We start from the raw sequence: 20,398 nt of genomic DNA on the forward strand, positions 1-20,398 counted from the left end.
TGGCGACACATTTCCCGAGATGTACCGTCGGTAGATGCACTCTCGCGAGGGTAAATCACGGCAGGATGACGGTGCGGGTCACCGGTTCGGCGGCGGCCTGCCTGCTGGACAGGCCGCGCTTCAGGGAAGCGAGCAGGGCATCACGCGTCTCACGGGGATCGATGAGTTCGTCGAACCCCATGTGTTCGGCCGACCGGTAGGACGCCTCCAGCTCGGCGTTGCGCAGCTTGGCCGAGAGGTCTTCGCCGGCGTGTGAGGCGCGACTGAGAGCCGCGGCGCTCATGGCGCCCATCGTCGCACCGGGGTAGGCGAACGTCGCGACCTGATGGTCGAACCCCAACAGCGACATGACCATCGACCCGAATCCGTACGCCTTGCGCAGCGTGAGGTGCAGCTTCAACGTGGTGGCGGCGGTCTGCGCGGCGAACATCCGCGCGCCGGCACGCAGCACGCCGGTGCGCTCGGACCGGCTGCCGGGCAGCATGCCGGGGTTGTCGGCGAGGAAGACGATGGGCAGGTGGAAGGAGTCGGCCACCAAGATGAAGTGGGCCGCCTTGTCGGCGGCGTCGGCATCGATGGAGCCGGCGAGCACCTGAGGCTGGTTGGCCACCACCGCAACCGGGTGGCCGCCGAGGTGGGCGAGCGCGCAGATGATCGCCTTGCCGAACCGGGGCTGGACTTCGAACCAGTCGGGGCTGTCGAAGACCACATCGAGCACGGCGCGCATGTCGTATACACGGCGGTTGTCCCGGGAGACGATGTCGAGCAGCTCCGGCGTCGGCCGCGGCCGGCCGGCCGCCCCGGTTTCGGAGGCGGCCAGCGGCGACGGGTACGACCATGCGCTCGGCGGGAAGTACGACAGATAACGCCGGACGTCATCAAGCACCGCTTCGTCATCCTCGCCGACATTGTGGATCACGCCGCTGGGCAACGCGACGTCCGGCCCGCCGAGGTCCTCTTTCGAAATATCTTCTCCGGTGGACTCTTTGACGACGGGAGGCCCGGCGGTGAAGATCGCGCCCTGGACGCTCATGATCCGGAAGTCGCAGACCGGGGCCACCAGCGCACCGTGTCCGGCCGAGGGGCCGAGCACGGCGGCGACGGTCGGGACGCGACCCGAGCACTGCGCCTGGGCGAGCAGATCGGTGGGGGTGCGCCCGTAGTGCCCGCCGGTGGGGCGAAAGCCGGCGCCTTCGAGCAGCATCACCAGCGGAATCTTGTCGCGCAGCGCCAGTTCGGCGATGCGGTACCGCTTGGAATTGCCCCCGGGCCCGATGCTGCCTGCCATGGTGGTGAAGTCCTCGGCACCCAGCATCACCGGCGAGCCGTTGATCTCACCGGAGCCGACGACCAGGCCGTCGGCCGCGATCTCACCGCCGACCAGGGTGCCGAGCTCGCGGAACGTGCCCGGGTCGAGGAGGTGCTCGATCCGCGCGCGGGCGTCGAGCTTGCCCTTGTTGCGGTGCTTGTCGAGTCGCTCCGGGCCGCCCATTTCGAACGCGTGCTGACGGCGTCGCTCGAGATCGTCGAGCGTTTCTCCCCAATCCCGGGCTTTCGGCATGCCTATGTCCTACCTCATGGAGGATTCGTCGCGCGAGCAGTCCTTTGGTGGCGACCCGCTGCGCCCGGCTGCGCCGCGCTGGCGATCACCACGGGTCCCATGGTGGCGACCCGCTGCGCCCGGCTGCGCCGCGCTGGCGATCACCACGTCTTGTAGGGTCACATACTGGATTGCTTACTGTAAAGTTACCCGCATGCCTGACGCCCCCCCCCGGCCTCAAGGCCCGTCTTTCGCCGGCGGGGGCACCCCGAACCGAGGAGTTTCACCAGTGAGCACAACCACGATGGACGAGGCCGCCAACTTGCTGGCGGACCCGTTGGCGTACACCGACGACCAGGGCCTGCATGCGGCACTGACTCACCTGCGCGCCAACTCTCCGGTGTCGTGGGTGGAGGTCCCGAACTACCAGCCGTTCTGGGCGATCACCAAACATGCCGACATCATGGACATCGAGCGGGAAAACATGCTCTTCACCAACTGGCCGCGACCGGTGTTGACGACCACGGAAGGCGACGAGATGCAGGCCGCCGCCGGCGTGCGCACCCTGATCCACATGGACGACCCACAGCACCGGGTGGTGCGCGCGATCGGCTCCGACTGGTTTCGCCCAAAGGCGATGCGGGCCCTGAAGGTTCGCGTCGACGAACTGGCCAAGATCTATGTCGACAAGATGATGGCCGCCGGTCCCGAATGCGACTTCGTTCAGGAAGTCGCCGTCAATTACCCGCTCTATGTGATCATGTCGCTGCTGGGCCTGCCCGAGGCCGACTTTCCCCGCATGCTCAAGCTGACCCAGGAATTATTCGGTAGCGATGATTCCGAGTTCAAGCGCGGTAGCTCCAACGAGGATCAGCTGCCGGCGTTGTTCGACATGTTCCAATACTTCAACGGTGTGACGGCATCACGTCGTGAGCATCCCACCGAGGATCTCGCCTCGGCGATCGCCAACGCCCGCGTCGACGGGGAACCGCTGTCGGACATCGACACCGTGTCCTACTACCTGATCGTCGCCACCGCCGGCCACGACACCACCAGCGCCACCATCTCCGGTGGCCTGCAGGCCCTCATCGAGAATCCCGACCAGCGCCACCGCCTGCGCGACAACCTGGACCTGATGCCACTGGCCACCGACGAGATGATCCGCTGGGTCACCCCGGTCAAGGAGTTCATGCGCACCGCCGCCGAGGACACCGTCGTGCGCGGAGTGCCCATCGCCGCAGGCGACTCCGTGCTGCTGTCGTACGTATCGGCAAACCGCGACGAGGACGTCTTCGACGAGCCGTTCCGCTTCGACGTCGGCCGCGACCCCAACAAGCATTTGGCCTTCGGCTATGGCGTGCACTTCTGTATGGGCGCGGCGCTGGCCCGCATGGAGGTCAGCAGCTTCTTCGCAGAGCTGCTGCCACGCCTGGAATCCATTGAGCTGATCGGTGACCCGGAGCTGGTCGCCACTACCTTCGTCGGCGGACTCAAGCACCTGCCGGTTCGTTACTCACTGACCTGAGTGCGGCCACCGCTGCTGGCTATGCGGCGGTGGTCGATACACTCCTGGCGTGACGTCAAAGACGATCGTCATCACCGGTGCCAGCGACGGCATCGGCGCGGCGGCGGCCCGCCGGATCAGCCGTCGCGGGGACGACGTCGTGTTGGTGGGACGGTCGGAAAGCAAGACCGCGGCCGTGGCCGCGGAGCTGGGCGCCGACTATTTCCTGGCCGACTTCGCCGACCTGTCTCAGGTTCGGGCCTTGGCGGACAAAATCCGGTCCCAGTGCCCGCGCATCGATGTGCTGGGCAACAACGCCGGGGGAGCGTTCCCGAAGCTGCAGCGGACGGGCGACGGCCATGAGATCACCCTTCAGGTCAACTACCTGGCGCCGTTCTTGCTCACCACCCTGCTGCTGGACGTGCTCATCTGCTCGCATGCCACGATCGTCAATACGTCCAGTTCGTCACAGCGGCTGCTGCGCAACGTCAAGCTGGCCGATTTCGAGACGACGGACCGGCGCCGGCCCAGCACCGCCTATGCGCTGGCGAAGCTGGCAAACATCTTGTTCACCAGGGAATTACATCGGCGCTTTTCCGCCGATGGCCTCTCGGTTGCGGTGGTTCACCCCGGCTTTGTGAACACGAACATCGGTCACTCGTCCGGCTCGCGCTTTCTGACGACCATGCAACGCACGCCGGTCAGCCGAATCATCGCCACCGCGGACAAGGGCGCCGACCAGCTGGTCTGGCTGGCGGCCAGCTCGCCCGGTGTCGACTGGACCGCCGGCGAGTACTACGTGAAAGGCAAAGTCGCGAAAGCCAATCGCGCGGCCGACGATCCCGTTCTTGCGCGCGAATTGTGGGAGCACACCCTGGCCAAGGTTGTGTAGGGTGCGCCCCCGGGGGCTGCCGGGTCAGCCGATCCCGAAATCGATGATGCCCCGGACGATTTTGCCGTTGAGGAGGTCGTCGTAGGCGTCGTTGACCTCGTCGAGGCGATAACGCTTGGTGATCATCTCGTCGAGCTGCAGCTGACCGGTCTCATACAGTCTGGCCAGCCTGGCGATGTCGGCCTTCGGGTTGCACGAGCCGAATATGGTGCCCGCCAAGGTTTTGTTCATCAGGATGAAGTCCTGCAGGTCGATCTTGACCGACCGGGTCAGCTGCGAGGTCATCCCGGTGAGCACGCAGGTGCCGCCCTTGCGCGTGAGTTTCAACGCGTCACGGACGTCATCGGCGGTGATCAACGACGGTGAGACCACCACGGCGTCGGCCATCACCCCGTACGTCAGGCCGCGCACCAGGTCGAGCGCCTCGTCGACCGTCGCCGCGCTGTGCGTCGCGCCGAACTGCAGCGCCGATTTCTGTTTGAACTCCACCGGGTCGACGGCCACAATCCGTGCGGCACCGTTGATCCGGGCGCCCTGGATCGCGCCCGTGCCGATCCCACCCGCGCCGATCACCACGACCGTATCGCCGGCCCGCATGTTGGCACGGTTCGCGGCCGAGCCGTAGCCGGTCGGAATGGCGCAGGACAGCAGCGCGCTCGGCACCAGCGGCAGGTGCTGCTCGATCTTCACGAGCGAATTCGTCGATACCACAGTGTGTTCGGCGAACGCACCGACCTTGGCGATGTGACCCAGATTCCTGCCGTCCGCGGTGTGGTGGCGGAACGTGCCATCGGTGGGCATTCCCGGAACCATGGTGCCGATCCCGACATCGCACAGGTACTCGATTCCGCTGGCGCACCAACGGCATTGGCCGCAGACGGCGACGAACGACATCACCACGTGGTCACCCGGCGCGAAATCGGTGACACCGGGGCCGACCTCGCGCACGATGCCGGCGCCTTCATGGCCACCGATCGTCGGGAACATGGTGGGCAGCCCGAGGGATCGCATCACCTCGTTGGGCGCCGACATGTCACCTTTGAGAATGTGGTCGTCGGAGTGGCACAAGCCGGCGGCGGCCATCTGCACCAGGACCTCGCCGGTCTTGGGAGGATCCAGCTCGAATTCCTCGACAGACCAGGGCCCGCCGACGTCGTGCAGGATCGCCGCGCGGCTTCTCATGCGGCTGGCGCGAACGTGACCGGAAGCTTGTTCGGCGACCGGAACGTGAGCCCGACGATCTTGGATTCCGCACCGGTTCCGTCGTCGGGCGCGAACGCCAAATCCTCGACGCGGTCGAACAGGCTGTTCAGCATGACCCGGGTTTCCAGCCGTGCCAGGTGCATGCCAAGGCACATATGGATACCGCCGGCGAAGGCGATGTGGGCTTGGCGCGGCCGGCGAATGTCAAACGAATTGGGGTCGGTCCAGCGGGTCTCGTCGCGATTGGCCGAGCCCATGCACATGTCGATCTGGGCGTCGGCCGGGATTGTCTTACCGCCGATTTCGACCTCTTCGGTCGTGGTCCGCATGACCATGGTCAGCGGTGTTTCGAAGCGTAGGCCCTCCTCGATCGCCATCGGCAGCAACGACCGGTCCTGGCGGACCATCGCCAGCTGGTCGGGGTGGGTCAGCAGCAGGTACAGGAGATTGCCGGACGAACGGTAGGTGGTCTCCAATCCGGCGGGAAGCAGCAATCGCAAGAAGGCGATGATGGCCTCGTCGGTGAGCTTCTCGCCGTCGATCTCCGCGGCAACCAGGTCGCCGATGATGTCATCGGTGAGCTTGCGCCTGCGCTGCTCGACCTGCTTGAGGAAGTAGTCGTAGAGCTCCGCGGCGGCGTTCAATCCCGCCTCGATGTCGGTCGGGATCGAGATGAGGTCGAGGGACAGACGGCGGAACAGGTCGAGATCTTCGGCCGGCAGACCGAGCAGTGTGGAGATGATCCGCGTCGGGAACTCGAAGGTCACCGCCTTCACCAGATCCGCATGCCCGTCATTCTTGATTTCGTCGACCAATTGATCGCACACCGGTCCGATGACCGAGGGCTCCCAGCGCTCCAGCGCGGTCGCGCGGAATGCTTTGGCCACCAGATTGCGATGGTCGTGGTGTTCTTTGCCGCCCATCGCCAAAATGGTATGCCCCATCACCAACCCGATCGTCTTGTCGTAGGCGGCCGACGTGAAGATCCGGTCGTCACGGAAGGCCTGGGACAGGCCGTCGTAATCGAACAGGACCCATTCGTCGTCGGGGCGCAGCTCGTCGGGCAATTGGCTGTTATCGCTCAGGGAACCGTGCCAAACCGGATCCGTACGCCGCATGTGTTCGAAGAACGGGTAGGGGCTGGTTTCGCCGGTGAAATCGAGCATGGGTACGACGGGCTGACCGTGCGGGTCAGTGCGGAGCGTCATCAGCGCTTCCTCCTGGAAACAACCGAGTAGGGCCGTTCGCGGGGACCGATTGACGACCGCCCGCGCGTGCACGGCGGGTTTGTGCCGAGCGGAATTTAGCTATCATAGTATAAATAGCAACGAAGCCCAACGGCTTGCGTACGTCGTCACGTGGGGCCGTGGCCGATTTTGACGTGCCCGCAACGCATTCCATTCGGCGGGCTCGCCCGCGATGGCGGCCGGGAACTCTTCTCGCGGCGATGCATACCTCGTCTGTCGGCACCGAAAAGCGCAGGTCTACGTTGAAGGAGGTTTTCGGCGTGTCTCCCAGCCGGGACCGCCGATGAGTCCGCATGACCAGCCGGAGAATGAGTAGGTATGACACAGACGAACCTGGTGCGGCCCCACGGCCTCGCCCGCATCGATCCGGTGCTGCGTGACGCCGCCGTCGAGTTAGGTGCCTTCGAGTTCCGTGCCGAGACACTCGTCGCCGAGCGGGAGCGTGCCAACCTGCTGGCCGCCCAGCGCGCCGCGGCGGCCGACACCAGCGGCGTGTGGATCGACTCTCGATCCATCGCCGGGCCGGACGGCCGGCAGCTGGGTCTTCGTTTGTACCGCGGTCGCACCGAATCCGGCGCGCCCCTTGTCGTGTACGCCCACGGCGGTGGGTTCGTCACCGGGAACCTGGAGACAGACCATGCGCACTGCGTGGAGTTGGCCCGCGACGGCGCCTGCCTGGTGGTTTCGGTCGACTACCGGCTGGCCCCCGAGAATCCGTGCCCGGCCGCGCTGGATGACGTCGAAGCGGCTCTCCGTTACGCGGTCGAGAACAGTGCGGAGTTGGACGCCGACGCCAGCCGCATCGCGGTGATGGGCCGGGACGCCGGCGCGGCGCTGGTCGCCGGCCTGACCCAGCGCATGTTCGACCAGGAAGGTCCACCCATCCTGATGCAGATCCTGCACCAGCCGATGCTCGACTCCGACGCCACGCCGTCGCGTCGCGAGTTCCAGCGCACTCCGGGCCTCAACGGCCCGGCCGTGAGCCGGGCATGGAACCACTACCTCGGCCACGCCAGCGCCAGTGGGCAACACGTCCCCGCGCACCGGACGAACCTCGAGGGCCTGCCACCCACGTTCGTCAGCTGCTCCGAGATCGATCCCTGCCGCGACGAGGCCATCGACTATGCCAACCGGCTGCTGCACGCCTACGTCCACACCGAATTGCATGTGATCGCAGCGACCTTCAATGGCTTCGACTCGATGGTGCCGGATTGGATTGTTTCCCAGGAGAACCGGGCGTTGCACGCGCAGGCGGTGCGCCGTGTGTTCGCCATGTAGGACGGGCGCGAACCGGGTGACCCGGGCGGCTTCGGCGATTTCCGCGAGGTGGACATTCGTCACCAGGGTTTACCGACTGAACTCCGGTATCTCTTACCGTATTGCACGTTGCTAACATCAGAAACGCCAGCCAACCGAGGACCGATCGGGCGGATGATCAAACACTCAAACCGTTTCCGTTGCACCCGCAGCGATCGAATGTCAAGAAGGATCCCCTCGGCACGATGACCACCCTCGACTCTCCCGAAAAGATCCTTTTCACCTCGACCACCCAAGCCTTTCTCGAAAAGGAAGTGCCGCTGCGCCGGGTGCGGGAGTTACATGCCGAGGGCGCGTCGTTTGACCCCGCGTGGTGGCGGCGCGCCGCGGAGCTGGGCTGGATGGGTCTGCTCGTTCCGGAGGAGCTGGGCGGCGGAAGCGTTTCGGAGAGCGGCTTCGCCGATCTGGCGATGGTCGCCGAACAACTCGGAAAGACGGTGGCGCCCGGACCGCTGTATCCGGTCAGCACCGTGCTGTCGGCGCTGGCCGGATGCATGAGCCCCGAAACGCACGCCGACGTCATCGAGGCGCTGATATCGGGTGAAACCGTGGCGTCGTGGGCGGTTTGTGAGCCCGGCCGGGGCTGGGCGCCGTTGGATCCCTCGGTGACGGCCACCGAAACCGACGCCGGTTACCGCATCGACGGCGTCAAGGACCGCGTGGAGGCGGGCGCCCAGAGCGCGGCGCTGCTGGTGGTGGCCCGCTGCGGCCCGGACGCCACTGAGATTCGCCAGTTTCTGGTCCCGGCGGACGCACCCGGCGTCAGCATCGAGCCCCAGCAGTCGGTGGACCTGGTCAAGCAATACGCCCGAGTGCGTTTCGACGGTGTCGTCGTACCCCGGTCCGCGGCCGTCGGCACCGCCGGCGAGACGCCCGCCCTGCTCGATCGACAAAGCCAGATCGCCCAGGTGCTGCAATGCGCCGAGGTGGTCGGCATCCTGCAGACGGTGTTCGACTTCACCGCCCAATGGGCGCTGGACCGGCACACGTTCGGTCGCCCACTGGCGTCGTACCAAGCCCTCAAACACAAGTTCGCCGATATGAAGCTGTGGCTGGAAGCCTGCCGGGCCACCACCTGGGCGGCAGTGGCCGACGTGGCGACCCGCGCGCCGCAAGCGGGTTTGTCGGCCAGCATCGCGAAGTCCTACGTGGGGGAGATGGCCGGCCAGATCGTCCAGGCCTGCGTACAGATGCACGGCGGCATCGGCGTCACCTGGGAACACGACCTGCACCTGTATCTTCGCCGGGTTACGTTGTACCGCAGTATGTTTGGGACGCCCGAGGAACATAATCTGCGGGTGTACCAGTTCGAGAAGGCGGGTCGTTGCCACAGATGACGCAAGACGAATCTGTCGCAGAGTTCGCTGAGCGGGCCAGGGCATGGCTGGCGGACAACATGCCCGCCATCGACCGCGAGTCCCCACCACCGGCCCCGCGTGACGATGAACAGGCGTGGCGCAGGGCCCGAGAACTGCAAAAACGCTTGTACGACGGCGGATTTGCCGGCATCTGTTTTCCCCGCGAGTACGGCGGCCTGGGGCTGGAATACGAATACCAGAAGGCATTCGACACCGAAACCCTCGACTACGAAATGCCGTTGATCCTCAACACCCCCACGTTCACCATCTGCTGCGCCACGTTGCTCGACACCGGCAGCGACGACCAGAAGAGGCGGCACATCGCCGCGGCGCTGCGGGGCGAGGAGGTGCTGGTGCAGTTGCTGAGCGAACCCAGCGGCGGATCGGATCTGGCCGGTGTCCTCACCCGGGCCGAACGCCACGGCGACCGTTGGATAATCAACGGCGCCAAGACCTGGAGCACGAGCGCGTTCGCCGCCGATTACGGCCTGTGTCTGGCCCGCACGAATTGGGATGTGCCCAAGCACGAAGGCCTGACCATGTTTCTGGTGCCCATCGCCCACCCCGGAATCACGTTGCGGCACATCACCATGCTGAGCGGTTCCACCGAATTCTGCGAGGAATTTCTCGACGGCGTCGAGGTTCCGGACGACGCGGTCGTCGGGGAGATCAACGGTGGCTGGGCGGTGGCCTCACGGCAGCTGTACCACGAACGCCGGGCGGTCGGGCAGGGCTCCGAGTTTGCCAGCGGCAGCGGCAGCGAGGGAGGCAACACGATCCCGGTCGATTACGTGAGCCTCGCGGAGAAGACCGGACAAGCCGACGACCGTCGCGTGCAGGAGAAGGCCGGCCGCGTCCTGGTGCACCGGGCGGTGGCCGAACAGTTGATCGGCCATGTGTACCGCAGCGTCAGAGACGGCATACTGCCGCCGGCGGCCGGAACCCTCATCAGGCTGTTTCACTCCGAGACCGTGACCACGGATGTCGATACCGCGTTGGAGATCGCGGGAAGCGCCGGTGTGGTCGGCGAGCAGGGCGCCGGCCTGGAGGCGGGATTGCGTTACTTGTCCCGGCAGACCGTCGCCATCGGCGGCGGCACAACGGAAATGGCCCGCAACGTCATCGGCGAACGGGTGCTGGGCTTCCCCCGCGAATATGCCGCCGACCGCGGGGTGCCGTTCAACCAGGTGCGGCACGGCGAGCGCTCGGAGCGGTCTTAGCCTTCGGCGACGACGTTCTCGGCGAGGCCGCTGACCACCGGGATCTGCACCAGTGACAAGACGTGCTGCGCCGGGCTTCCCGGCGGGGCCACCAGCACATACTCACTGCCCTGTCGGCGCGCACGGTCCCGGGCGGCGGCAAGGGCGCTCACGCCCGCCGATCCGAGGTGGGTGACGGCGCTGAGATCGATCGTCAACGGCGCGACACCGGAACGGCTTTCGACCGCGATCTGACGGTCCAGGGTGGACGCGGTGTTGGAGTCGACGTCGCCACTGACCACGATACGGCCCGGTTCGGTGACCGCGGAGACGAATTCGGAGTTGACCGTCCGCCGGCCGGTCGCGCGGCTGACCAGGGAGTCGGCGACGAAATTCGCCTGCCGCGACAATCTGTGCGTAAGACTGGCGGTCGTCCCGTCGGCGCCATGACTGATGTGCGCCTCCGACACCAGGGCTTCGGCCATGGCTAGGCCGCGGCCGCGGCCCGTCTCGCCTTCGCGGTGATCCTTCCACCGTCCGCGGTCGATCACCGAGGCGTGCAGGTCGCCATCGCCGGACAGCGTCGCTTCGATGACGACACCGTCGGAGACCTCGGTGGCGTACCCGTGCTCGACCGCGTTCTCGACAAATTCCGAGATCGCGTGCACGACATCGGAGATATCGACGGCGTCTGCGCCGATCTCCGACAGCCACTGCCGCAGCCGGCTGCGTACCGAGCGGGCGGCGTGAATCGTCGCATCCAGAGTCATGTTCAGCGGTGCCGGCGGTGTCCGCCGTTGCGCCGCAAGGAGTGTCACGTCGTCGTTGTAGCCGGTCGAGCGCAGGAGTAATTCCAGTGTCTCCGAACAGATGCGGTCGATCGGTCGTACCGATGACTCGATGACAAAGCCGCGTTGGCCCCCGGCGATATTCGCGGCCATCTCGGCGAATTCGGCGGTGCTGGCGGCCAGTGGCCGGCCGGGTCTTTCGATCAGGCCGTCGGTGTACAGCAGGATCGAGTCGCCCACGTCAAGGAATTCTGTGCGTACCGGAAACCCGGTGCCGCCGCCGAGGGGACCCGCGCCGGAAGGCTCGAGATAGCGCGAGGTTGCGTCCGCCCTCACCAGCAGGGGTGGTGGGTGTCCGGCGGTGCAGTACCGGAATTCACCCGTGCCGAAGTCGAGTGCGCCGACGCAGATCGTCGCCGTGTTCGATCCGGGCACGTGCTTGCGGAATCGGTCGACGGCCTCGAGCGCTTCGGCAATCGGATAGCCCGCCACGACCTGCATCCGCAGCGCGGTACGCAGTTGCGACATCACCGCGGCCGCTTCGACGCCATGGCCGACGACGTCACCGACGACGAGAACCAGCCGGTCCCCCAGCGGTATTGCATCGAACCAGTCGCCACCGGCCGCGGTGTCCTCGGCGGCGACGAGATACTGTGCGGTCACGTCCGCGCCGGGAATGACGGGGACCGACGGTGCCAATAGCGCCTGCTGCATGACGGTGGCCGAATCGCGGACGCTGCGGTACCGCTTGGAGAGCTCCTCGAGGCGCGCGTCGGCGGCCATCCTCGTTTGCACCCGAGCTGTGACGTCGGCGAAAGCCAGCTGCACGCCCTCGATCGAGCCGTCCTCCGCGTGTCGCGGCGAGACGGTGAAGTCGAAGAAGTGTTCCTGTGCTCGCCCCGTGCCTTCGAAGTCGGCCTGCACCCGCCACTCGCTGCCCGACTGCGGTTCGCCCGTGTGGTATACCCGATCGAACATCTGGATGATTTCCTGGTTCACCAGCTCGGGGTAGACGTCGCGTACCAATAACCCGATCGAGTCAATGGCCGGATTGAGGGCGCGGTAAGCCGCGTTGACCGCGACAAATCGGTGGTCGGGCCCTTCGAGCCCGACCAACAGCGCGGGGACATTGTCGAAGGCACGCCGAACGTCATCAGCCGCGCCGACGGTTCTGTCCCAGTCCTTTTCGGCCACCATCTGGCCGTTCCTCCTCGCAGTTTTCGACGGGCCTGCGGGTAATGCAGAGTCGTAAACCGGGTCAAATGCGTTGACCTATTGTGCACACGTAGATGTATAGATTAGCAATGGTATTAGTTGCGTATCGCAGCGGTTTGGTACCGGCGTGTTTCGTCGACCAATTCGCCGGCAAGCGAAATTGACACTTCCGCAAATCGATAGCGGTCCAGGGCCGGGACGGCCCGTTGGTGGAAAACGGCGCACCGCCGCGGTGGGCCTCGAAAAGGTGAGGCGCACAGATTATTTCGGCCGCCCAGCGGACGGCGCCCGGCGCGCGGTCAGGCCGAGACGGGCTTCTTCGACGCCGGCGCGGAAACCTTCATCAGCTCCATCAGGTTGCCGCCCATGATCTTTGCCTTGTCCTCGTCGCTGAAGTCGCCCAGCTCGTCGACGAAGGAGATCGGGTCTTTCAGGCCCTCGGGGTGCGGCCAGTCCGAACCGAACATCACCCGGTCGGTGCCGACCATGTTGACGATCTCGGTGAACCGGTCCTCCCAGAACGGGGTGATGTAGACGCAGCGCTTGAACGCCTCGATCGGGTCCTCGCTGAACGACTGCGGCATCTTCTTGTAGACACCCTTGAGTCCCTTGAACAGGTCCGGCACCCAGTCGGCGCCATTCTCGATCGACAGGATCCGCAGCTCCGGGTTGCGCGACAGCGCGCCGTGGCACACCAGCGCACCCATCGCGTCCAGGATCGGCCGATGGCCCATCGCAAAGCTCCGGAAGGCGGTCGGCTTGAACGGCAGGAATTCGTCACCGGGCTCCCACACGTTCGCGAACTCCGAGTAACCGCTGTCCGACGCGTGCATCGAGACCGGGATGTCGGCCGTGATGCAGGCCTGCCAGAACGGGTCGAACTCCTCGAGGCCGAACGAGCGGCTGCCCTTGAAACCGGGCACCGGCGCCGGGCGGACCAGCACGGTGCGGGCGCCGCGCTCCAGACACCATTCGAGTTCCTCGAGCGCACGGTCGACGATCGGCAGGGTGATGACCGGGGTGGCGAAGATGCGGTCCTGGTAGTTGAACGTCCACTGCTCGTGCATCCACTCGTTGAGCGCGTGGATGACGTCGTGGGTCATCTCCGGGTCGTCCTTCATGCGCTCTTCGACCAGGCTGGCCAGCGTCGGGAACATCAGGGCGTAGTCGATGCCGAGCTCGTCCATCACCTCGAGACGCGCGCCCGGCTCGCGGAAGGCGGGGATGGCTTTCATCGGCTCACCGAGGATCTCGCGGTAGCTCTTGCCCTGGGCGCCGTGGCGGAAGTAGTCCTCTTGGGCGCCCGGGCGGGCAACCACCTCGAACGTCGGGTTGGGGATGTATTCACTGATGTGGCCGCGCACCACGATCTTGGTACGGCCGCGGACCTGCACGTAGTCGATGACGCGCTTGCGGTTGTCCGGGAGAAACTTGGTCAGCGCTTCCTGCGGCTCGTACATGTGGTTGTCCGCGTCGAAAACGGGGAAGGGAAGCTCGCGAGATGGCATGGCGATCTCCTTGCAAAAGTCTTAGATTCTCACTGCCTGGTAATGACGTTACCATCTCTGCGCAACGACGTGTACACGGGCCTAACTGTCAGCCCGCAGCCCGTTCGTCGGCGTCGTGCCGTTGATGATGGCGAAATTCACGGTGGCCGTGGCGAGGAGTTCATCGTCGCCGTCGCCGTAGATGTCCACCTGCATCACCATCGCCCGCCGTCCGGATCGCAACACCTTGGGCACCGCGAAGGCCGAGCCCTGCCGGGCCGGTCGCAGGTAGCGGACAAACAGATCCGAGGTCGTCATCGTGGTGCCCTGTTCCAGGTAATCCAGCCCCAACTGCCCGCCCGCCACGTCCACCAGCGTGGCGATCAGGCCGCCCTGAAGCGCGCCGGAGGTGTTGACCACCTGCGGGCTGACGGGCATGGTCATGGCGAACTCGCCGTTGCGGCTGCCCGGGCGCATGCCGATCTGGGCGAACAGCTCGGCCAGCGACGGGGCCGCCGACTCTTCGCCGGTCTCGCGGATACCGAGGGCGCGGCTGCAGAAGTCGTAGAGCTGGCCGTTGTCGACCGGTGTGCCGTTCAATTCGGAACCCAGCCAATGCAATCGCTGCGCGCCCATCACCGTCTGCATGACGATGGCGGCGGCCGCACCGACGTCCAATCCGGGGTTGAAGACTCCCTCGGTGATGCCCTGACCGACGATGTCGCGGATCAGGCGATGCAGGGGAGAGAGCACCCGGGCATATTCGCGGGGACGGGTCTCGGCCAGGTGCTGGTTGTAGAGGGTCAGCGCCCGATTGAGGCTGTCCTGGGTGCTCGATGCCGGTTGCTGGCTGACCCGGTCGATCAGTAATTTCAGTGCCGAGGTGCTGTCCAGCCCCATGGTTTCGGCGCGCCAGGCCTGCACCGATTGGGCGATGGTTCTGTCGAACAGCGCCAGCAGCAGTTCGTCCTTGCTACTGAAGTGTTGGTAGAAGGCACGCAGTGAGGTCTTGGAGCGGGCGACGACCTCCTGCACGGTGAAGTCGGTGCGTCCCGTTTCGCCCAGAATCGCGACGGCGGCCTTGATGAAGCGGTCGCCGCGCGTCACGTCGGCTGCGTCGCTAGGGGCGGTCATCGGCGCTGTGTCCCTTTCCGTGGCGCAATCCTTGCGCTCCGAGAATGAGGTTACCGCGCGCTGTGGCATATCCGCGAAGCTTGCAGCGGGGGTGGTGCTCTTCGGGTGCCGCGGGCCGCGTCGCACCATGTCGAAATCGACTGAGCCGACCGCGAATTTCGCGGTGCGTTACTGACGGCGAATAATATTTACGGTCAATAAAATTCGAATGCAATCGAATATGCCGACGATATGCGCAGGTGAATCCCGGCCGTCACCGAGATGACTACTTATGTGGCCGCCGCCGAAACCGCGTGACTTTGGACCTCAGCGTCTCGCCCGCACTCAATTGGAGCGGTACAGCCATGTGTGGTTTTGGGCGGCATGAAGGACGAATCGGCATCGCATTCGGCTCCGTCTTTTCTGGCGCGAATGATCCACGGATCGCCAGTGCTGATCGTTCTCTCCTCGCTGGTTCTCGCCGTCATCGTCAATACCGGCGTGCCGCAATTGGGAGTAGTCGGCAAGGCGCACAGGGTGACGATGGTTCCCGCCGCCGCGCCGTCGATCCGGGCGACGAAGCGCATCGGGCAGGTGTTCGGCGAATTCGACACCGACAGCGCAGTCATGATCGTGATCGAGGGCGATAGGCCGCTCGGCGACGCCGCCCACCTGCTCAGCCGCCCCGGGCCTCGATCATCGCCGAGCGGTTGACCTTGGTTGCCGCGGTGCGCGGTATCGCGTCGACGAATTCGACTGTCTTGGGCGCCTTGTACGGGGCGAGGCGGATCTTCGCGTACTCGATCACGTGCTGTTCGGTGAGGGGCTCGGCGCCATCGGTGCCGGCGCGCTGAATCACCGCGTGCACGCGACGCCCCCATTGCGGGTCGGCCAGGCCGATCACGACGACGTCGGCGATGCCGGGGTGGCCGGCGAGCGCGGACTCGACTTCGGCCGGAAAGACATTGGCGCCGCCAGTCACGATCATGTCGACGCGGCGGTCCACGATGTAGAGAAAGCCGTCCGCGTCGAGATGACCCATGTCCCCGGCGGAGCGGAAGCCGTCCTCGGTCGACGGCAGCGGAGGCGCACCACCCAGGTAGCGGTATCCCGCGCTCATCGGCGCCCGCAGATACACGTCACCGTCCTCGCCAGGGCCCAGCTGCCGTTTCTCGGCGTCCAGAATCCGGATCTCGGTGTCCCGGAATCCGCGGCCCACGCTGCCCGGGTGAGCGAGCCACTCGTCGCCGCGCAGCGCGGTGAGCCCCAGATTTTCGGTCATGCCGTATGCCGTCACGATCTGCTCGGGGCTGAGCAGTTCGAACCAGGTATGCAGCAGCGACGGCGGCATCACCGCGGCGCCCTGCAGGATGAAGACGATGCTGGACAGATCGCGCTGCCGGACGTCGGGCCGGGCCGCGATGCGCGCCAGCATGGTGGGGGTGGCCGTGAAGTTGGTGATCCGGAAACGCTCGATCACGTCGAGAACCAATGCGGCATCGAATTTTTCGAGTATCACAAGATGGTCGCCGGCCAGCAGCATGAGGAAGGTGGCGAAGCCGTTGGTGTGATACATCGGTGCGGGCACCATGATGGTCTGTGGCTGTGTCACCGGTGTCCAGTTCGACAAGAACGGTTCACCCTGCTGGGGGATCCACAGCGACGGCGCCAGGTTGAGTATCACCTTGGGCAAGCCGGTGGAACCGCTGCTGCAAATCCCGTGGGCGGTGGGGGAGACGGCGACCGGCAGCGGGCCGTCGGACTCGCCGGCCGCGCGGGCTTCGAGCTCCCAGCGACTCGTTTCGTCGACGACGACGGCTGGGTCGATCACCTCGCGCACCCGGTCGCGCTCCCACTCGGGAAGGTCCCAGTGCATGGGCACCGGAACCGCGCCGATCTTCCAGCAGCCCAGCGTCGCCAGCGCCAGATGCTGGGAGTTTGGAATAGCAAGCGCTACAAGGGAACCGGTCGTGGCACCGTTGGCGGCAAGTGCGCGGCCCCACTGGTTGGCGCGGGTGTCGAGTTCACCGAACGTCAGCGACTGGACGGTGCCGTCGAGTGCCACGATCGTGACGGCGGAATCGTCCCGACGTTGTTCGGCGAGCTCTTGCAGTTTGGTTCCGAACGGAACTCCGTCCGCGAAGGGGTTCGCCGGTGCGTCGGCCGCGACGGGTTCGGTACTCACCCGCGCCGCTCCTCATCACCGAGACGGCTCATACCGAAACCGGTTCGCTGAACAGCGTCTCCAGCGACCCGTCCGACACGCTGGGGATCAGGCGCAGGGTGAGCTCCTCGGTGCCCAGCGGCAGCCGCATCAGCGGCTGGGTGTGCCGGTCGAGCACGCTGACGTCGGACTCGTCGCAGAAACCCAGGGCTCCCAGTAACTGGTGGGAGGTGCGCATCACCTGCCGTGCGGTGTCAGCGGCCTTGAGCCGAAGCACCAGGGCGTCCGCCGAATGGATCTGCGCCGGCAGTGATTCCGGTCGGCAAATCGTGTACTTCGCGAGTTCATGGAGCCCGCGGACCGCGACGGCGGCGTCCGCGACGGCGAACCTGACGGCCTGGAAGTCCGCAAGCGGCTTGCCGAACTGAATCCGGGCGCGCACATGGTCGGTGACGATGCGCAACGCCTGCTGCACCGCTCCCAGAATCCGCCATGATCCCAGCACAAGATGAAGGTTAACGTCGGCGGCTCCGACGCTGCCCTCGGGTGCGCTCAGGGTGGCCGGAACCAGGAACGGCCCCAGCTTGGCGCCGGTCCGCGCCGCCGGCTGCGGCCGGTACCGATTGCCGTCCAGGTCCGCGGCGATCCAGTCACCGGCCAGATCGCCGTGGTCGATGCGCGGGGCTTTCGGGTTCACCAGGGCCAGGCGTGCGCCGTCGATCGTCAGCAGCTCCTCCACCAGTGGATAGGGCAGCACGGTGGCGCCGGCGCTCTGGCACAGCACCGCGGCGGCCAGCAGATCGTCGGGCGCCGAGCGTACGTCGAGTTCGAACGCGCCCAACTCGGTCAACGCGGTACGGGCCGCGTCGCGGACGGTGTCGTCGGACTCGGCGCGCAGCGCTGCCGGCGGTCCACCCAATCGGCTCAGCCGCTTGGAGGCGACAGTGGCGAATTCGCTGATATCTTGCGGCAGATCGGTTTTCATCGGCTTCCTCCTAACACGTCTCGTGCCACCAACATCTTCTGCACTTCGATGGTGCCCGACGCCACGGTGGCCGCCTGTGCGTAACGCCAATGGTCTTCGGTCGCGCCGTGCAGCGGTGCGGAACTGCCGCTGTCCAGCGCCGTGGGGCCCAGCACGTCGAACAGCAGCTCGGCGACCTGTTGATCGAGGGTCGTCGTGACGATGCGAGCGGCGCTGGCGGCCGCGCCCGCCGCCGGATCGTCCTGTAGTGACACGGCGCGATAGGCCAGCAGCCGGGCGACGCGCAGGTCGACGAGCGCCCGCACCCACCGGGTACGAATCGTTTCGGGCAGCTCATCCCACTCGTCGCCGAGCCGGCTGCGCATGCGTTCGAGGAGTGACTCGCACCGCGCGTACCGGGCGATGCCCACCCGCTCGAAGGCCAGCGCTTCGCGCATCACCCGCCATCCGTCGCCGACCTCGCCGAGCACATCGCCGGGAAACGCCTGCACGTCGTCCAGGAACATCTCGTTGAGATGGTGCGGCCCCAGCATCGACGGGATGGGCCGGACGGTGAAGCCGGGGCGGTCCATCGGGATCAGAAACAGGGTGAGGCGCTTGTCTTTTGGAGCGTCGGGGTCGGTGCACGCCGCCAGCACGCACCATGATGCCATCAGCGCATACGACGTCCACACCTTCTGGCCGGTGATCCGCCAGCCCTTTCCGTCCGGGCCGTCGGGAACGGCGCGGGTACGCAACGACACCAGGTCCGTTCCGGCCTCGGGTTCGGAAAAGCCCTGGCACCAGATGACGTCCCCAGCGGCGATGGCCGCCAGGTGCTTGGCCTTCTGTTCCTCGGTCCCGTAGCGCATCAGTGCCGGCCCAACCCAGTTGATCCCCATGTACTGCGGACCGCGAGGCTCGTGTTGGGCCCACATCTCCTCGCGCAGCACCGTCTGCTGCCAGACCGAACCACCGCCGCCGCCATGCTCTTTCGGCCACGCCAGCGCCAGCAGCCCCTCGGTGGCCAGCAGTTTGCAGAACGTTTCGGTGGTGGCGAGATCCCGCGGGTTTTCGGTGCAGGCGCCGAGGAAGTCGGCGGGGATGTGGTTGGCTACCAGCTCGCGCAGGTGGCTTCGCAGTTGTCCGGCGTCGTCGCCGAGATCGTAATCCATGGTGCTCATCCCTTCGGCAGCCCGAGCAGCCGCTCGGCGATGATGTTGCGCTGCACCTCCGACGTTCCGCCGTAGATGGTCGCGGCCAGCGCGTCCTGACGTTCGAACAATAGGTCCGGGTCGGCGGCCGACTCCGGGCCCGCGGCGGCCGCGCCGAGCTCCCAAACACGCTGCAAGGTAAGCGATCCGAGCAGCTTCATAGTGTCGGCTTCGGGGCTTGGCCGTCCCGCGAGTTCGTTGCCCAGTGCGCGATATCCGGTGGCCCGCAGCGCCTCGGCGTCGGCCAGCAGCGAACCGAGCTCGGTGTAGACGTCGTGGCCCGAGCCCGAGCCCGCGGCGTCGGCGGTGCGCACCGCGTCGAGGCCGCGTTTGATCTCGACCCAGTTCATGATCCAGATCATCTGGCGTTCATGCTGCAGCGACGACAAGGCGACATTCCAGCCGCCGCCCCGCGGTCCCAGCAGGTTGTCGGCCGGCACCTCGACGTCGTCGAGGAAGACTTCGCAGAACGTCTCGTCGGAGATCGACGCCATGCGGATGGGCTCGATCCTGACCCCGGGCGCGTGCAGATCCAGAATCAGGCATGAGATGCCGCGGTGTTTCGGCGCATCGGGATCCGTGCGGGCGTACAGGGTGCACCATCGCGACTCGTGGGCCTGGGTGGTCCAGATCTTGTGGCCGTTGACCCGGAACACGTCCCCATCACGTTCGGCGCGCGTGCGCAGCCCCGCGAAATCGGACCCGGCTTCGGGTTCGGACATCCCCAGCGCCCACCACTCGTCACCGCGGAGCAGTGGAACGAGCAGGCGCTCGATTTGGGCGGCGGTGCCGAACTGACGAATGCCCGGCGCGGCGACGTTGGGGCCGGCGATATTGGGCAGCTTGGGCGCCGAGCGCAGCGCGGCCTCGAGCCGGATCTCCATGGCGTCGCGCAAACCCAGGGACCGGCCGCCGTGCTCGCGGGGCCAGGTCGGCTGGATCCACCCGGCCTCGAAGGCGGCCCGCTGGTAATCGCGCCGCAGACCCAGGTCCCACCGGTACTGCCGATACTTCTCGTAGTAGTCGTTGGGCAAAAACTGCACCAACCACGCGCCGAACTCCTCAACCACTGCGCTCACCGGCACCGCTCCTCCTCATCGCTGCGCTCTGCATCGTCGCCGGTGCGGCTCACCGGCACCGCTCCTCCTCATCGCTGCGCTCTGCATCGTCGCCGGTGCGGCTCACCGGCACCG

The 20,398-nt window shown here is 66.2% G+C and carries 16 protein-coding genes; 6 read left to right on the top strand and 10 right to left on the bottom strand.

All coding sequences use genetic code 11. The features are described from left to right. Positions 1 to 55: 55 nt before the first annotated feature. Positions 56 to 1,561, bottom strand: a complete 1,506-nt coding sequence (locus tag EPN51_RS00925) for a carboxyl transferase domain-containing protein (RefSeq protein WP_293035037.1) — start codon at positions 1,559 to 1,561, stop codon at positions 56 to 58. A 283-nt stretch (positions 1,562 to 1,844) separates the two neighbouring features. Here EPN51_RS00925 and EPN51_RS00930 point away from each other — a divergent pair, with 283 nt between their 5' ends. Together EPN51_RS00930 and EPN51_RS00935 are read left to right on the top strand one after the other, a co-directional pair. Continuing rightward, on the top strand, positions 1,845 to 3,065 hold the full coding sequence (locus EPN51_RS00930) for a cytochrome P450 (RefSeq protein ID WP_293035069.1): 1,221 nt from the start codon (positions 1,845 to 1,847) through the stop codon (positions 3,063 to 3,065). Positions 3,066 to 3,114: 49 nt separating this feature from the next. Further along, positions 3,115 to 3,936: an SDR family NAD(P)-dependent oxidoreductase gene (locus EPN51_RS00935; RefSeq protein ID WP_293035039.1), complete on the top strand. Its 822-nt coding sequence runs from the start codon at positions 3,115 to 3,117 to the stop codon at positions 3,934 to 3,936. 24 nt (positions 3,937 to 3,960) lie between these two features. On the opposite strand, the gene EPN51_RS00940 is transcribed toward EPN51_RS00935, so the two are convergent. After that, positions 3,961 to 5,118 carry a Zn-dependent alcohol dehydrogenase gene (locus EPN51_RS00940; RefSeq protein ID WP_293035041.1) on the bottom strand — a complete coding sequence of 386 codons (1,158 nt, stop codon included), beginning with the start codon at positions 5,116 to 5,118 and terminating at the stop codon, positions 3,961 to 3,963. Continuing rightward, entirely contained in the window at positions 5,115 to 6,347 is a 1,233-nt protein-coding gene (locus tag EPN51_RS00945; protein WP_293035043.1) for a cytochrome P450, read from the bottom strand. The genes EPN51_RS00940 and EPN51_RS00945 overlap by 4 nt, the downstream gene beginning before the upstream one ends. A 357-nt stretch (positions 6,348 to 6,704) precedes the next feature. On the opposite strand from EPN51_RS00945, the gene EPN51_RS00950 reads away from it, so the two are divergent. The 3 genes from EPN51_RS00950 to EPN51_RS00960 all read left to right on the top strand — a co-directional run bounded on the left by EPN51_RS00950 (position 6,705) and on the right by EPN51_RS00960 (position 10,281). Next, a complete protein-coding gene (locus tag EPN51_RS00950; RefSeq protein ID WP_293035045.1) occupies positions 6,705 to 7,664 on the top strand; it encodes an alpha/beta hydrolase in 960 nt (319 codons plus the stop codon). A gap of 224 nt (positions 7,665 to 7,888) precedes the next feature. Further along, complete coding sequence (locus tag EPN51_RS00955; RefSeq protein ID WP_293035047.1) at positions 7,889 to 9,040, top strand: acyl-CoA dehydrogenase family protein; 1,152 nt, start codon at positions 7,889 to 7,891, stop codon at positions 9,038 to 9,040. After that, entirely contained in the window at positions 9,037 to 10,281 is a 1,245-nt protein-coding gene (locus tag EPN51_RS00960) for an acyl-CoA dehydrogenase family protein (RefSeq protein WP_293035049.1), read from the top strand. The genes EPN51_RS00955 and EPN51_RS00960 overlap by 4 nt, the downstream gene beginning before the upstream one ends. Here the strand turns inward: EPN51_RS00960 and EPN51_RS00965 are convergent. The 3 genes from EPN51_RS00965 to EPN51_RS00975 all read right to left on the bottom strand — a co-directional run bounded on the left by EPN51_RS00965 (position 10,278) and on the right by EPN51_RS00975 (position 14,884). After that, complete coding sequence (locus tag EPN51_RS00965) at positions 10,278 to 12,245, bottom strand: SpoIIE family protein phosphatase (RefSeq protein WP_293035051.1); 1,968 nt, start codon at positions 12,243 to 12,245, stop codon at positions 10,278 to 10,280. The genes EPN51_RS00960 and EPN51_RS00965 overlap by 4 nt on opposite strands. A gap of 317 nt (positions 12,246 to 12,562) precedes the next feature. After that, complete coding sequence (locus tag EPN51_RS00970; protein WP_293035053.1) at positions 12,563 to 13,771, bottom strand: amidohydrolase family protein; 1,209 nt, start codon at positions 13,769 to 13,771, stop codon at positions 12,563 to 12,565. 81 nt (positions 13,772 to 13,852) lie between these two features. Next, positions 13,853 to 14,884, bottom strand: a complete 1,032-nt coding sequence (locus EPN51_RS00975; RefSeq protein WP_293035055.1) for a hotdog fold thioesterase — start codon at positions 14,882 to 14,884, stop codon at positions 13,853 to 13,855. A gap of 429 nt (positions 14,885 to 15,313) precedes the next feature. On the opposite strand from EPN51_RS00975, the gene EPN51_RS00980 reads away from it, so the two are divergent. Continuing rightward, positions 15,314 to 15,577, top strand: coding sequence for a hypothetical protein (locus EPN51_RS00980; RefSeq protein WP_293035057.1), 264 nt, complete (start codon positions 15,314 to 15,316; stop codon positions 15,575 to 15,577). Here the strand turns inward: EPN51_RS00980 and EPN51_RS00985 are convergent. Genes EPN51_RS00985 through EPN51_RS01000 form a run of 4 tightly spaced genes read right to left on the bottom strand, consistent with a single transcriptional unit; the run spans position 15,540 to position 20,275 of the window. Then, positions 15,540 to 17,048 (bottom strand): class I adenylate-forming enzyme family protein, encoded by a 1,509-nt coding sequence (locus EPN51_RS00985; RefSeq protein ID WP_293035059.1) that lies wholly within the window; start codon positions 17,046 to 17,048, stop codon positions 15,540 to 15,542. The two genes, EPN51_RS00980 and EPN51_RS00985, sit on opposite strands and share 38 nt — an antisense overlap. A gap of 28 nt (positions 17,049 to 17,076) precedes the next feature. Further along, the gene (locus tag EPN51_RS00990) at positions 17,077 to 18,012 is read right to left on the bottom strand and encodes an acyl-CoA dehydrogenase family protein (protein WP_293035061.1); all 936 of its coding nucleotides are present in this window, start codon (positions 18,010 to 18,012) and stop codon (positions 17,077 to 17,079) included. Further along, on the bottom strand, positions 18,009 to 19,175 hold the full coding sequence (locus EPN51_RS00995) for an acyl-CoA dehydrogenase family protein (protein ID WP_293035063.1): 1,167 nt from the start codon (positions 19,173 to 19,175) through the stop codon (positions 18,009 to 18,011). The genes EPN51_RS00990 and EPN51_RS00995 overlap by 4 nt, the downstream gene beginning before the upstream one ends. Continuing rightward, positions 19,172 to 20,275: an acyl-CoA dehydrogenase family protein gene (locus EPN51_RS01000; RefSeq protein ID WP_293035071.1), complete on the bottom strand. Its 1,104-nt coding sequence runs from the start codon at positions 20,273 to 20,275 to the stop codon at positions 19,172 to 19,174. The genes EPN51_RS00995 and EPN51_RS01000 overlap by 4 nt, the downstream gene beginning before the upstream one ends. Positions 20,276 to 20,398 lie beyond the last annotated feature (123 nt).

Source organism: Mycobacterium sp., from assembly GCF_004298145.1.
Taxonomy (GTDB): domain Bacteria; phylum Actinomycetota; class Actinomycetes; order Mycobacteriales; family Mycobacteriaceae; genus Mycobacterium.

What these genes read in the sequence shown, in the direction of transcription:
- EPN51_RS00965 (WP_293035051.1), bottom strand. Translation starts at nt 12,245, where the DNA reads ATGGTGGCCGAAAAGGACTGGGACAGAACCGTCGGCGCGGCTGATGAC.
- EPN51_RS00940 (WP_293035041.1), bottom strand. Translation starts at nt 5,118, where the DNA reads ATGAGAAGCCGCGCGGCGATCCTGCACGACGTCGGCGGGCCCTGGTCT.
- EPN51_RS00995 (WP_293035063.1), bottom strand. Translation starts at nt 19,175, where the DNA reads ATGAGCACCATGGATTACGATCTCGGCGACGACGCCGGACAACTGCGA.
- EPN51_RS00950 (WP_293035045.1), top strand. Translation starts at nt 6,705, where the DNA reads ATGACACAGACGAACCTGGTGCGGCCCCACGGCCTCGCCCGCATCGAT.
- EPN51_RS00955 (WP_293035047.1), top strand. Translation starts at nt 7,889, where the DNA reads ATGACCACCCTCGACTCTCCCGAAAAGATCCTTTTCACCTCGACCACC.
- EPN51_RS00990 (WP_293035061.1), bottom strand. Translation starts at nt 18,012, where the DNA reads ATGAAAACCGATCTGCCGCAAGATATCAGCGAATTCGCCACTGTCGCC.
- EPN51_RS00945 (WP_293035043.1), bottom strand. Translation starts at nt 6,347, where the DNA reads ATGACGCTCCGCACTGACCCGCACGGTCAGCCCGTCGTACCCATGCTC.
- EPN51_RS00930 (WP_293035069.1), top strand. Translation starts at nt 1,845, where the DNA reads ATGGACGAGGCCGCCAACTTGCTGGCGGACCCGTTGGCGTACACCGAC.
- EPN51_RS00975 (WP_293035055.1), bottom strand. Translation starts at nt 14,884, where the DNA reads ATGACCGCCCCTAGCGACGCAGCCGACGTGACGCGCGGCGACCGCTTC.
- EPN51_RS00960 (WP_293035049.1), top strand. Translation starts at nt 9,037, where the DNA reads ATGACGCAAGACGAATCTGTCGCAGAGTTCGCTGAGCGGGCCAGGGCA.
- EPN51_RS00970 (WP_293035053.1), bottom strand. Translation starts at nt 13,771, where the DNA reads ATGCCATCTCGCGAGCTTCCCTTCCCCGTTTTCGACGCGGACAACCAC.
- EPN51_RS00925 (WP_293035037.1), bottom strand. Translation starts at nt 1,561, where the DNA reads ATGCCGAAAGCCCGGGATTGGGGAGAAACGCTCGACGATCTCGAGCGA.